Consider the following 12,730-nt stretch of genomic DNA (forward strand, 5'->3'; position numbering starts at 1 on the left):
GAACCGGCGCAACGGGTTCGGGCCGACGCCGAACCCGTCCGCCCTCCACAGGCCGAACCCGTCCGCCTCGCACAGGCAGAGTCCGTCCACATTGCGCAGGCAGAGCCCGCCCGCTCGACGGCATCCCTCCCGCACCCCCGGGAGGCCCCCGTCGTCCCGGAAACCCCCGCCGCCACACACAATCCGTCGCTCACCGGCACGATCCGCCGGGACGATCAGCACCCGGTGCCGGGCGCGACCCTGACCTTGATCAGCCACCGCGGCCGCCAGGTCTCGCGGACGGTCGCGACCGGTACCGGCACGTACGTCATCGAACCGCCACGCCCGGGCGGCTACGTCCTGATCGTCTCGGCGGACGGCTACCAACCGGCCGCGGTGGACGTCACCGTCGCCGAGACCGGCACGACCCGGTTCGACCTGGTCCTCGCGGGAACCAGCGAGGTCTTCGGCGTCGTGCGCACGACCGCGCACCACCCGGTTCCGAACGCCACCGTCAGCGTGACCGACGCCCTCGGCGAGGTGGTCGGCACCGCCGTCACCGCCGCCGACGGCGCCTACGCCTGCCGGGGCGTACTGGCCGGCACCTACACCCTGGTGACGGTCGCCCCCGGAATGAAGCCGACCGCAACGACATTCACCCTCCCCGACAGCACCCGCCTGCGGGTCGACGTCGCGGCCCTGGCCCCCATGGCGGTGCTGTCCGGCACGGTCCGCGCCGCCACCCGCCCGGTGCACGACGCCCGCGTCACCGTCCTGAACCGCTCCGGCGTCCCCGTCGGCACCACCCACACCGACGAGCAGGGCCGCTACGAGATCCCCGACCTGCCCCCGGGCGACTACACGGTCGAGGTGCGCGGCTACTCCCCCGTGACCGAACAGATCACCGTCACCGGCGCGGGCGCCGACCACGACCTCCGCCTGGGCTTCGACGAGTACGCGGCGGTGCGGTGAGCGCGGGACGTAGTCAGGGAGTTGGCGATCGGGTTGTGGAGGGTGGTGGCGCGCCCGGTGAGTGCGGCGTTGAGGAGTCGCGCGCGCCGGCGATCGGACGGGAGTTCGACTACGGCCGCGACGGGTGCACCAGGCAGGCTGCCGCCCACCCGGTCCGACGGCCGGCTGGTGGGCGCGCGGTAGCCGTCGAATATCGAAGCGGTTTCATCCGATTCGAATGAGGTGTCCCGGCGGGCCGGGGCCTAGCGTTGCGCCGGTCCGGGCGAACGAGAGGCGCGCAGCATGGGCGAGGAGCTCGACCGATCCGACCCGGGGACGGGGCACGGACTGTCCGGGCCGGGGGACCACGCGCCGGCGGCACAGCCCGGTGCGCGGGGCGGGGTCGCGGTGAAATCCCGGGCGGCCCGGATCCGGGAACGGGTCGACGCGGGCATCGCCGCCGGTACCGACTGGTCGCGGCGGACGCCCGTAGGGCGCACGCTGTGGCGAATCGTGGACGGGCTGATCGAGATTCAGGTGGTCGACCGGTCGCTGGCGCTGGCGGCGCAGATCTTCACCTCGGTGCTGCCGGTGATCATCGCCGCGTCGGTGTTCAGCGGCTGGCACGCCGCGGCGGACACCATCAGCGACCAGTTCGGCTTCGACACCGCCGAGCTGCCCGGCGGGGACGCAGAGGTGTCCGGCGACCCGTCGGTGGCCGCGTTCGGCGTGATCGGGCTGCTGATGGTCGTGCTCAGCGGCACATCGTTCGCACGCGCCCTGGCCCGCCTGTACGTGGCGGTCTGGCGGGTGCCGGCCATGGGACCGCGCGACGCGTGGCGGTGGGTCGCGACGCTGTTCGCGGTCGCGGTGGCGGTCGGGCTGGTCGGCCAGACCCGCGACCTGGCCCAGATGCGCTACGCGGGCCGGCCGCTGGCGGCCGCCGGTGAGATCGCCATCTGGACGCTGGTGTGGGCACTGGCGCCGTTCCTGCTCACCAAAGGCGCGATCACCGGCCGCCGCGCCTGGGCCACCGGCCTGCTGACGGCGGTGGGCCTCACCGTCGTCCACGTGACCGGGCAATTCACGCTGCCGCGCGTAACGGCCAACGCGCAACAGCATTTCGGGCCGCTCGGCATCGCCTTCACCACGGTGAGCTGGCTCTTCGTGATGTCCATCGTCGTGGTCAGCGCCGCCTCGATCGTCGGGGCGCTCACCGCGGACGAGACGTTCGTCGGCGGCTACCTGCGCGGACCCGAGCGCGAGGGTGTCACCCCGGCTCCGGCGTGAGTGCCGGGCGGGCGATCAGCTCCAGCACGAGCAGCGCGGCGACCGTCACGAGAGCCGTCACCAGGACCACCGACCCCGACGGATACGACCAGAACACCAGCACGCTCACCGCGACCGCGACGATCGCGATCCGCACCGGGACCCGGAACTTCCACAGGGACACCGCGATCGAGCTCGGGTCGCCCGCGCGGCGGGATCGCACCGCGTCGATCGCCCGCCGATACCCGGCACGGATCGCCATTGCCGAGCGCGAGGATCCGGTGACGAACCCGGCCAGCGCGATCACCGCGCCCAGCACGAAAACCGCACGCAGCGTGGTGCGCAACGGCTCGAGCAGCGTGTCCAGCACGACGGTGGCCGCGGGCGCGGACAGCACGTCCGGGGGCGTGGCGTTCAGCGCGGCTGCCCGGCCGATCCCGATCCCGACGGCGAGCACCGCCATCGCCACGACCAGCATCACCCCCGTCAGCGAGAAGAACCGCCGCCGAGCGCCTTTCGGCGCGGCCCACACCGCGCAGACACCCGCCAGCACCGTCGCCAGCGGCAGTATCGCCGACGCGCGGTCGAGCACCCGCACCCATCGCTGCGCGGCGACGAGATCGGGCGCCTCGAACAGCACGAACGAACGATCGATGTCGGGCACCCGCTCGGCGAGGGTGAAACCGCGCGCGACCAGCGCCGCGCGCACCCGGTCGATGATCGGCCGCAGCGAAATCGTGACCGTGCCGTCCTCGTCCATACCGACGGCCGCCGGGGAGTTTCCGTCGAGCACCGCAACCATCCCCCGGTGCGCCTCCTGATTCGCGCGCACCCACAGCCCCTCGAACTCGTCCGAGGCCACGATCGCGGACGCGGTGTCGCGCACGAGCCCCTCGGCCTCCCGATCGATCACCGGCGCCAGCCCGGTGATCACCGAGGGCACCCGCGCGTTGTTCTCGGCCAGCGCCGAGAGCGCCTGGGCGGTAACGGTTTCCACGTCGACCCGGTCCATGATGGCGGCGGTGACCCGGTCCGTGATCTCGTTCTGGAGCGTGGGATCGGAGCTCAGCGGGCGCACGGTCTCGACGTAGCGGCCGGTGTCGAGCAGTTCACCGTGAACGAATCGCGCGGCGACCGAGGCGAGCCCCAGCACCGCGACCAGGACCAGGAACACCGCCGCGACGATCCGGCGGGCCACCGCGCGCGACGCGGGCACATCACCCCCGCCCGCCGCGCGCAGCGCCGACACCTCGCCCCGCAGGCGAATCAGCTCTTCCCGTTCGGTTTCCGGCAGCGACCCGCCGGATCCGGTCGGCTCCTCGGCCATCGCATCACTCTGCGACGACACGGGGCCGGGATCCTCATCCTTTCCGGATGACACCTCGCGCGACATCCGAACGGCCACAAGCCGGGAGAGTCGGCCCGTCGCGCGGCCGATCGCGGAATTCGATCAGTCGTTCAGCCGGCTGCCGACGGTGTGCACGACCACCACCCGGGGTTTCCACGGGACCAGGTCGTCGACCGCGCTCTGCAGTCGGCCCAGTGCGGGCAGATCGGCCGGCGCGAGCACCTCGACGGTGGCGGTGTCGCTGTGGATACTCACCCGGGTGACTTCCGCGCCCGGCACGTCGGTCAGCCATGTCTGTGCGGCGTCCGCGATGCGATCGGCCCACAGACTCGACAGCGAGTTCACCACCATGGGCGCCGCCACCAGCAGCAGCGCGGCCGCGAGCACCGCGTAGGCGCGCCCGTGCCGGGCCCCGCCCGCGCCCGCCTCGCCCGCGTAACCGGTCACGACGAAGACCACCGTGGCGGTGACGATCATGGCGACCATGTTGGAGGCGAACAGCACGAACGCGCCGAGGGCCAGGCCCGGGGCGTGCGAGCCGAGACAGACCCCGACCACACCGAGCGGGGGCACCAGCGAGATCGCGATCGCCACCCCGGGCAGCACATCGCCCACGTCACGGCGGATCATCGCGATCACCCCGACCAGGCCCGTGGCCAGTGCGGCGAGCAGGTCCATCAACTTCGGCGAAGTACGGCCCACCACTTGGGAATTGGTCAGGATGCCGGTCGGGTTCGGGAGCAACTTCGCGAACAGGAAACCGATCGCCACCACCAGGATCACACCCACCGCCACCAGCAGCAGACTGCGCCCGATCAACGCGCCACGCCCGGTGGCGATTCCCAGCCCGACGCCCAGAATCGGCACCGACAGCGGTGCGACGATCATCGCGCCGATGACGGTCGCGGTCGAGTCACCGATCACGCCGGAGACCGCGATGACGCTCGAGAGGGTCAGCATCAACCAGAAAGCGGTGCGTTTGGCGTGCACGTCACCGACGTCGAGATCGAGCCGGTCCACCAGTTCGTCGAGGGTCCGGCGCTGGCCGGCCGGCGCGAGCACGTCCACGGTCGCTCCTCAATCCGGAAGTTGGCGCATCTCGAGCAGGGTGAGCCCGAGATTGTCTATGCGGGCCAGGATCCCGCGCATGGCGGTGGGATCGGGTACCGCGCCGAACAGCGTCGTGGTGCCGTGCCGGCGCGGGGCGGCGGACAGGTCCGGGAAGGCGGCCAGCGCGCGGTCGGACAGCTCCCCGTCCAGAACGAACTGGTAGCGAACGGACATCTGGCGCAGACCTCCTCTCCGCTCGAACCCGGAACGGCGCACGACACGCGGCGCGCCCGAGTATCGGGTCGCGGCCCGGCGCGCGACCTCATCCCCGCGGGGTGAATTCGAGGGCCTCAGAGCAGGCCGCTGCGCCGGGCCTGATCCAGCGCCTCGGTGCGGGAGCCGGTGCCCAGCTTCGTGTAGATCCCGCGCAGATGGGTTTTCACGGTGTTGATCGAGATCCCGAGATCGTCCGCGATCTGCCGGCTGGCCCGCCCCGAGGGCAGCTGCCGCAGCACCTTCATCTCGGTGCTGGTCAGATTCGGATGCCGAGCGTGCTTGTGCGCCAAGGGATGCCGCCGCACGAGCATGACGAAGGCGTCGTACTGGCCGAAGCCGCCCACGAATCTGTCCAGCAGGTCGAGCGCGGCGGGGACATCGAGGAAAGGACGAACGAGGTGTTCGGGCGCGGCGTGGCGCAGCGCGTTCTCGAGACCGTCGCGCGCCTTGGTGGGCGTGTTCAACTCGTCGTGTGCCGCCGCGTACTGCAACCAGGCGCTGACCCGATGCACCCGGGGCAGGGCCGTCGCCTCGTCGAGCAGCGGTTCGAGCAGTTCCAGCGCGGCACGGGAACGATGCGCGTTCGCTTCCAGCGCCGCCCGCGCGAGCGCGATCTCCGGGGCGTCGCCCAGGCGCGCCCGAGCCCGCTCGAGCAGCAACTGCGCCTCGTAGGATTCGCGCACGGACAACAGGGACCACACCACGAACGGAACGACGGCCGCGGTGGTGGCTGGGACCGGGTGGGTCTCGAGCAACCGGGCGTAGTCGGTGCGCAGCAGCTCGGCGGCGGCGTTGCGGTCGTGGGCGATGTCGAATTCGGTCAGGGTCGCGACGAGATGGGTGTGCCACCCGGCGTGCGCGCCGACCGAGCCGTCCAGCAGGATGTGCTCGCCGCGCAGCGAGGCGAGCCTGTCGAGATCGGGCGTCTCACCCTGCAGATAGGCGCCGAACGCGGCCAGCGCGCAGGCGTGCGCGGCCTCGGGCGTGTCGAGCAGCCGCTCCCGCGTCGCCAATTCGAGGGCGTAGTCGGCGCGCCGGCGCATGGTGGTGAGCGCGCCGGCGAGCCCCGCCGCCATTCCCAGCCGGACCAGGGCGCGCAGGCGCAGCTGCGGCAGGGCGCTCACCTCGGCCAGCGCCAGCCCCTGCCGCAGGCGCTCCTCCCCCGCGGCCGGATCACCGTGCACCAGCGCCGCGGTCGCGGTCTCGATGGCGGTGTAGCAGTCTAGTACCGCGTGCCCGGTACTCGGCGGGTCCGCCGGCACTTCCGGGTCCCCCGGCGTCGGGCCGGTCGCGGTCGCCAGCTCGCATCGCACCGCCACCGTCAGCGCGGTGATCGCGTCGGCACCGAGGAACGACGCGGGACCGTGCTCGGGCAGGGCGTCGAAATGTGCTCGCGCCGTGGGCACATCGGATTTCACGAGGGCGTCCACCACGCGCAGCAGCCGGGGATACGGGTCCTCGGACAACCCCGGCTCGGCCGCCGCCACGGCCTCGAAGATCGCCGCGCCGTGTCCGGCGAGCGTCAGGCTCAGCGCGTGTTCGGCCAGGAAGTTCCGCAGCGGTTCGCGCCGCGGCAGCGCCAGCAGATGCGGCAGCGCCGCGCGCGGTTCGCCGATTCCCTCGAGAAATAACGCGGTGCGCAGCCGCAGTTCCGCACCGCGCTGGTCGCCGAGCCGATTGAGCTCGGCCAGGAAGTAGGCCCGCAGCAGCGGGTGGTAGGTGAACCACACCTCGCCGTCGCGGACGACCGTGGTCAGCGGGTAGTTCATGCGCTCGAGCTCGTGCAGCCAGTGCCCGGCATCGCCGCCTATCAGGTCCTGTGCCAGCCGCTCGGTGAACTCGGCAGGCACGCAGGTGTGCGTGAGGAACAGCCGCACGCCGGGCGAGAGCGTGTCGATGAGCTCGCCGGCCAGCAGGTCCGACACCGAGACCGGCAGCCGCGCGAACGAGGTGAGCACCGCGGCCGGGTCCTCGGGCCGGGCCGCCAGCGAGATCGCCGCGATCCGTACCAGCGCCGCCCAGCCGCGGGTCAGGTCCGTCAGCATCGCGAGTTCACGCTCGCCGAGGTCGCAGCCCTGGTCGCGGCACAGCCGCGCGGTCTCGGCGGCGGAGAAGGCGAGTTTGCTCGAATCCCAGCGGCGCAGGCGCGAACCCATCTCGAGCAGGTGCCATCGGATGGGCGGTTCGTAGCGACCGCAGATCACGATCGTCAGGTTCGGCGGCGCGAGCAGCAGCACCTGCTCCAGACCGGTGAGGGTCAGCGGGTCGGTGATCGCGTGCGCGTCGTCGATGATCACCAGGGCGCGTTCGCCGAGCCGGGAGAGCGCTTCGGCCAGCGCGTCCGCGTCCGCGAGCGCCGTGCTCAGCGCCGTGCGCGGCGACGCGTCGAGACCCAGTTGCGCGGCCAGGCGCTGCCACACATCGCGCGGCGCGGCGTGCTCGTTCGCGTTCAGCCAGGCGATGCGCCGGTACCTGGCCCGGGTCCGGCGGCGGCGCGCCCACTGGCCCAGCAGGACGGTCTTGCCATTTCCCACCGGACAGCAAATAAGCAGCGTTGATCCGTCCGGCGAATCGGTGAACGCGTCGAGCTCGGCGATCAACCCGGAACGCGGAACCGGCGTGAATGCCGGCCTCGGGATTTCGGTGACGTTCGACGTCGAGAATTCCACCCGGCCCGGGGACAGCGGGGATCGAAATTCATGCGAAAGGGTCATCTGCGCTCCCAGCCTCACATTCGCATGTCAGCGGTGCTCTGCGTCGAGGAGTTTAGTGGATGAACTTCCTCGATTAAGGAAAGGAGATGATCTTGTTGCGGTTCATCCGAAACGGATGAGTACCACCACCGGGGAGTGATCAACGCTCAGTACACACGCCGATACGAACAACTCGAAGCGTTCCGGGCACACCGGCCGAGAGACACAGCAGCGATCCTATCGACCGGAACCGGGCATTTCACCGCAACCGGCAAATCATCAGCATGCAAGGAGGTCGCGGTGGACCCGGACCCCGTCGGCAACGCGCCCCCGCATCTCGCGTGGTCGATCCCGCGCGGCCTGATCGTGCTGCTCGCCGCCGCCGGCGCGGTCATCGCCGTCGCCGGGATGAAGGCCACCGCCGGCCTCATCGGCCCGGCCTTCCTCGCGCTCATGCTCACCGTGGCCGTACAACCGGTGCAGTCCTGGGCGCTGCGCCGCGGCTGGCCGCACTGGATCGGCATGGCGCTCGCCCTGTGCGCGGCGTACCTGATCGTGCTCGGCCTGCTTGCGGTCCTGATCGTGCCCGTGGGACAGCTGGCCACCGAATTGCCCAACTACTCCTCGCGTTTCGACGATCTCCTCGACGGCGTGCGCTCGCTGCTGAGCGGCTTCGGCATCGGCGCGGACCAGACCGCGAACATGCTGAGCGGACTGGACTTCCACCAGTTGATCTCCCTGCTGCAAACCGCGCTGGGCGAGCTCGCGTCCGTGCTGTCGAACCTGGTGTTCGTGCTGGCGCTGCTGCTGTTCATGGCGTTCGACGCGATGTCGATGGGACGCCGGGTGGAGATCGTGGCGGCGGTGCGCCCCGACATCGCCTACGCCCTGGGCGCTTTCGCGAGCGGAACGCGCCAATACCTGGTCGTGTCCACGGTGTTCGGCCTCATCGTCGGCGTCATCGACGGCGTCGGGCTGTGGCTGTTCGGGGTGCCGCTGCCGCTGCTGTGGGCGGTGCTGTCGTTCATCACGAACTTCATCCCGAACATCGGATTCGTGCTCGGACTCGTCCCGCCCGCGCTGCTGGCCCTGCTCGACGGCGGCCCGCGCCTGATGATCTGGGTGATCGTGTTCTACTGCGTGGTCAACGTCGTGATCCAGTCGGTGATCCAGCCCAAGTTCGTCGGCGACGCCGTCGGGCTCAGCGTGACGATCACCTTCCTGGCCCTGATCTTCTGGTCCTGGGTGCTGGGCGCCCTCGGCGCGCTGCTGGCGCTGCCCCTGACGCTGCTGCTCAAAGCGGTGCTGCTGGACATCGATCCCTCCACCCGCTGGCTGAGCGCGCTGATCAGCACCGCACCCGATCCGGCCGTGCCGCCGAGCAGCCCCGATCCGGCTGTCTAACTTGCTGTTTCGTCCCGGTCCGGAAGATCCGCGGTGGCCGCGCCGATGGTCGGGTACACCGCGATACTCCGCGGACCGGTGTCGGCGCTGCCGAGCGCGTCGCCGAACTGGCCTATCGAGCGGGCGATCCGGAAGTCGATGCGGCGGCGGGCGAGAGCGTCGCGCAGCTGGGTGAGCATGGTGGCCGCGCTGACGTCGATGCTCGGCGAGGTCTCCGCGTCCAGGACCACCAGCCGGGTGGCATCGGTGCACAGCTGCTCGATCCGCTCGCGCACGTAATCGGCATTGGCGAAGAACAGGCCCGATTCCACCCGGACCACCAGCAGATCCGCGCGCCCGGGCGGCAGGTCCGGATGCCGTTCCGCGTCGAGCCACAGCGAGCCCTGCTTCACCAGCGGGGCCACGTGCGGCTGCGAGGCCCGATAGATCAACAGCAGCAGCGAGATTCCGATACCGATCAGCAGGCCGGGCAGCGTGTCGAACAGCAGCACGCCGAACATGGCGGCGATCGCCCCGGCGAAGTCCGCGCGGGCTGCTCGCCCGTAGATGCTGCCGAGCCGCTCGGTCCACACCCGGTACAGCCGCCGCAGCGAGGCGAAGTCGACCAGCTCCAGCACCGCCGCGATCACCACGCCCGCGAGCGTGGCCTCGGGCAGCTTCTCGAACAACCCGGTCAGGAAGAGCAGGGTCAGGACGGTCAGCGCGGCCACGACCAGACCGCTCAGCTGCGTCTTCGCACCCGCGGACCCGTTGACGGCCGTCTTGGACAGACTGCCGTTGACCACCATGCCCGAGGCCAGCCCGGAACCGAGGTTGGCCGCGCCCAGACCCAGCAGCTCCCGGTTGGCATCGATCTCGTAACCGGCCTTGGCCGCATAGGTTTTCGCCGCGCCGAGTCCCTCGGCGAACCCGATGAGCGCCACCCCGACCGCCGGGCCCAGCAAGTCGAGATAGTCGTGGAAGCTCACGCCGCCGGGCAATCCCACCGCCGGCAACCCCGCGTCGATATGCCCGACGATGTCGACATCGTGGTCGTCCAGGTGGAACAGCCGAACCGCCGCGATTCCCAGCAGCACCGCCAGCAGCGACCCGGGAACCAGCGGCAGCCAGCGTTTGAGCCCCATGACCACCGCCAGCGACGCCGCGCCGACAAGCAGTGTGAGCCAATGTGTTTCACCGAGATGGGTCAGCACGCCCCACGCCTGCCGGAAGAAGTTCCCCTCGTGCTTGCCGATGCCGAACAGCTTGGGCACCTGGCCGATGATGATCGTGAGCGCGAGTCCGACGATGAAACCCTTCAACACCGGTTCGGAGATGAACGCGGCCACGAACCCGAGCCGGATCAGCCCGGCCAGCAATCCCACCACGCCGGTGGCGATCGCCAGCGCCGCCGAGAGTGCCACGTAGCGACCGGAATCCGCACCGGCCAGCGGCGCGATGATGGCCGCCGACAGGGCCGCGGTGGCCGACATCGGACCCACCACCAGGTGCCGGGAACTGCCCGCCAGCGCGTACAGCACCAGCGCGGGCAGGGCCGCGTACAGGCCGACGACCGGCGGCACCCCCGCGATGGTCGCGTAGGCCAGGGCTTCGGGGACCAGCACCGCCCACACGGTCAGGCCCGCGATGACGTCCGGGCGCAGCCACGACGTGCGATAGCCCTCGAGCGACTCGAACACCGGCCACGTCGACCTACTCATCCACCGCTCCCGTCCGGCTGATCCGATCGGTCAGAGACCGCTGATGCCCTTGCCCGCCACGACCGTTCCCATGACCAGCAGCACGATCGCCATGACCGCGTGATTGTTGGCCTGCAACCAGGCCCGGGTGCTGTCCAGCACCGGCCGCAGCCGGTCCGCGGCCAGCAGATACCCGAGCACCACCGTCAGCACGCTCGCGCCGGCCAGCACGGTGAAGACGAGCACCGCAACGGCTTTGGCACCGCCGCTCAGATCCCCGGCCCCGATCACGACGCCGGCGGAGACGCACAGCAGCAGGTTCTTCGGATTGACCGCCGACAGCACCACCGCCAGCCCGCCCGCCTTCACCGGGGTGAACTCGTCGATGGCGCGCATCCACCCCGGCGGATCACCGTCCCCGCGCTGCCGCCACTGCGCGACGGCGAGGGCCACCAGCAGCACCCCCAGACCGATCTTGATCCACGCCACGGCGGCCGAGGGCTCACGCTCCCCGGTCCCGCCAGCCGCCCCCGCAATCAGCGTGAAGACCGTCGTGGCCGCCGCGATCCCGGCGACCCACCCGACGGTGAACCCGATCGCGCTCCCGGAGCCGTTCCTGGACAGGATCATCAATATCGCGGCGACGATCGGGATAGGCGATATCGCGATACCCACGGCCAACGGCAGGAGATCTCCCAGAACGGCGCCCATCGGCTCACGCTAGAGCGGCCAGCACCCCCGATTCCTCACCTGCTCGGGATGAGATTCGCGCGATGCCCACATCGCGCGGGCACCGGCGCGTACGGCCGGACCGTCACATCCGGCGCGGCGGCCGCGGGCTCCCCACTGATGCCGCCGCTGACGATGGCGGCGGCGAACGCCTTCCGAGACGGAATGCGGCCGGTTCAGCGTGGTCCCGAGGCATGGTGGAGCCGCGTGGCCGGGACAGTGCGCGGTCAAAGCCTGTCGGCCTCGGCCTGGATCGCCCGATGGCCCGTTCGCGCCCGCGGCGCCGGCATCGATCCCGATGCGGCCCGCGAGCAGTTCCGCGACGCCGATGCCGTGTACCGAGGAGTCGCGGGAGACACAGGAAGCCGGAATCGGCCAGCGCCGCGACGTCGTCCTCGACCCGTCACTTCATGAAGGCCCGGACGTGGTGAGCCGATCCGTTCGGCACAGCCGACGACGCGGAAACCGTACGCGCGCGGACCTCCAGGGGCAGCAACCGCTACGGCCTGCCCCGAATCCCAGCGCCGTGTCTCATCCGCGTCGGATGAGGCGGGGAAGGGCGGGCTCGGCGAATCATGGCCCGCATGGCGGAATCAGCAGCGGGCCTGGGCCCGGTAGAACTGGTCGTGCTCAGCTTCCCCGGCACCGTGCTCGCGCCCGAGGTGACCGGCGCGCTGCGCGCGGTGGTCGACGCTGGTCACGTGAGCGTGCTGGACCTGGTGTACCTGTCCAAGGACGCCGATGGCTCCATCACGGAGAAGGAGTTCGGCGAACCCCTGGACGAACTCGGCCTGGGCGCGCTCACGGTGACCCGGGAGTTGATCAGCAACGCGGACCTGGACCTGGTGCGCGGGGCGTTGCGCCCGGGCAACTCGGCGGTGATCGTGGCCTACGAGCAGACCTGGGCGCGCGGGCTCGGCGAGGCGGTGCGCGCGGCCGGCGGTGAGGTCGAGCTGCACGTCCAGATACCGCGCGATGTGCTGGCCGCCGCCCTGGTCGACGCCTAGAAAGGGTGCGGGACATCATGCTTCGACGAGGAAGAATCGGACGCCCCGGCCTGCTGGGCACGGTGGCACGCACCGCCGTGGTCGCGGGGACGGCCGGTGCGACCGCCAACGCGGTCAACCGCCGCGGTCAGCAGCGTGCCGCCGAGCAACAGGCGTACGAGGCCGCGCAGTACGCCCCGGCAGCGCCCGCCGCGCCTGTGGCCCCCGCCGCGCCGCCGAGCACGGACCTGGTCGCCACCCTGGCGCAGCTCGGCGAGCTGCACTCCTCCGGCGCGCTGACCGATGCGGAGTTCGCCGCCGCCAAGGCCAAATTGCTCACCTGAGCGCCGCGCCCGCCGCAAGGGA

General features: G+C 71.0%; 10 protein-coding genes and 1 pseudogene. 5 read left to right on the plus strand and 6 right to left on the minus strand.

Annotated features, from left to right (window positions below; translation table 11 throughout):
• Positions 1-198: 198 nt before the first annotated feature.
• Positions 199-951 (plus strand): annotated as a pseudogene (locus tag ACWDOP_RS24455) (MSCRAMM family protein); the annotation flags it as partial.
• Positions 952-1,233: 282 nt separating this feature from the next.
• Positions 1,234-2,220: a hypothetical protein gene (locus tag ACWDOP_RS24460; protein WP_456346912.1), complete on the plus strand. Its 987-nt coding sequence runs from the start codon at positions 1,234-1,236 to the stop codon at positions 2,218-2,220.
• On the opposite strand, the gene ACWDOP_RS24465 is transcribed toward ACWDOP_RS24460, so the two are convergent.
• From ACWDOP_RS24465 to ACWDOP_RS24480, 4 genes are all read right to left on the minus strand, one after another.
• Positions 2,201-3,526 carry a hypothetical protein gene (locus tag ACWDOP_RS24465; protein WP_456346913.1) on the minus strand — a complete coding sequence of 442 codons (1,326 nt, stop codon included), beginning with the start codon at positions 3,524-3,526 and terminating at the stop codon, positions 2,201-2,203. The genes ACWDOP_RS24460 and ACWDOP_RS24465 overlap by 20 nt on opposite strands.
• A 123-nt stretch (positions 3,527-3,649) precedes the next feature.
• Positions 3,650-4,615: a DUF389 domain-containing protein gene (locus ACWDOP_RS24470; protein WP_456346914.1), complete on the minus strand. Its 966-nt coding sequence runs from the start codon at positions 4,613-4,615 to the stop codon at positions 3,650-3,652.
• A gap of 9 nt (positions 4,616-4,624) precedes the next feature.
• Positions 4,625-4,831, minus strand: coding sequence for a hypothetical protein (locus ACWDOP_RS24475; RefSeq protein WP_454208987.1), 207 nt, complete (start codon positions 4,829-4,831; stop codon positions 4,625-4,627).
• Positions 4,832-4,947: 116 nt separating this feature from the next.
• The gene (locus ACWDOP_RS24480) at positions 4,948-7,587 is read right to left on the minus strand and encodes a LuxR C-terminal-related transcriptional regulator (RefSeq protein ID WP_456346915.1); all 2,640 of its coding nucleotides are present in this window, start codon (positions 7,585-7,587) and stop codon (positions 4,948-4,950) included.
• A 279-nt stretch (positions 7,588-7,866) separates the two neighbouring features.
• Here ACWDOP_RS24480 and ACWDOP_RS24485 point away from each other — a divergent pair, with 279 nt between their 5' ends.
• Positions 7,867-8,970 carry an AI-2E family transporter gene (locus tag ACWDOP_RS24485; protein ID WP_456346916.1) on the plus strand — a complete coding sequence of 368 codons (1,104 nt, stop codon included), beginning with the start codon at positions 7,867-7,869 and terminating at the stop codon, positions 8,968-8,970.
• Here ACWDOP_RS24485 and ACWDOP_RS24490 read toward each other — a convergent pair.
• Both ACWDOP_RS24490 and ACWDOP_RS24495 read right to left on the minus strand, forming a co-directional pair.
• Entirely contained in the window at positions 8,967-10,670 is a 1,704-nt protein-coding gene (locus ACWDOP_RS24490) for a SulP family inorganic anion transporter (protein ID WP_456346917.1), read from the minus strand. The two genes, ACWDOP_RS24485 and ACWDOP_RS24490, sit on opposite strands and share 4 nt — an antisense overlap.
• A gap of 30 nt (positions 10,671-10,700) precedes the next feature.
• Positions 10,701-11,360, minus strand: coding sequence for a GAP family protein (locus ACWDOP_RS24495; RefSeq protein WP_456346918.1), 660 nt, complete (start codon positions 11,358-11,360; stop codon positions 10,701-10,703).
• 602 nt (positions 11,361-11,962) lie between these two features.
• On the opposite strand from ACWDOP_RS24495, the gene ACWDOP_RS24500 reads away from it, so the two are divergent.
• On the plus strand, positions 11,963-12,385 hold the full coding sequence (locus tag ACWDOP_RS24500) for a DUF6325 family protein (RefSeq protein ID WP_456346919.1): 423 nt from the start codon (positions 11,963-11,965) through the stop codon (positions 12,383-12,385).
• 17 nt (positions 12,386-12,402) lie between these two features.
• Positions 12,403-12,708: an SHOCT domain-containing protein gene (locus ACWDOP_RS24505; RefSeq protein WP_456346920.1), complete on the plus strand. Its 306-nt coding sequence runs from the start codon at positions 12,403-12,405 to the stop codon at positions 12,706-12,708.
• Positions 12,709-12,730 lie beyond the last annotated feature (22 nt).

The sequence above is a fragment of the Nocardia sp. NPDC003693 genome, from assembly GCF_053981095.1.

Coding starts and splice junctions, on each gene's coding strand:
- ACWDOP_RS24460 (WP_456346912.1), top strand. CDS start 1,234: ATGGGCGAGGAGCTCGACCGATCCGACCCGGGGACGGGGCACGGACTG.
- ACWDOP_RS24465 (WP_456346913.1), bottom strand. CDS start 3,526: ATGGCCGAGGAGCCGACCGGATCCGGCGGGTCGCTGCCGGAAACCGAA.
- ACWDOP_RS24475 (WP_454208987.1), bottom strand. CDS start 4,831: ATGTCCGTTCGCTACCAGTTCGTTCTGGACGGGGAGCTGTCCGACCGC.
- ACWDOP_RS24480 (WP_456346915.1), bottom strand. CDS start 7,587: ATGACCCTTTCGCATGAATTTCGATCCCCGCTGTCCCCGGGCCGGGTG.
- ACWDOP_RS24490 (WP_456346917.1), bottom strand. CDS start 10,670: ATGAGTAGGTCGACGTGGCCGGTGTTCGAGTCGCTCGAGGGCTATCGC.
- ACWDOP_RS24495 (WP_456346918.1), bottom strand. CDS start 11,360: ATGGGCGCCGTTCTGGGAGATCTCCTGCCGTTGGCCGTGGGTATCGCG.
- ACWDOP_RS24500 (WP_456346919.1), top strand. CDS start 11,963: ATGGCGGAATCAGCAGCGGGCCTGGGCCCGGTAGAACTGGTCGTGCTC.
- ACWDOP_RS24505 (WP_456346920.1), top strand. CDS start 12,403: ATGCTTCGACGAGGAAGAATCGGACGCCCCGGCCTGCTGGGCACGGTG.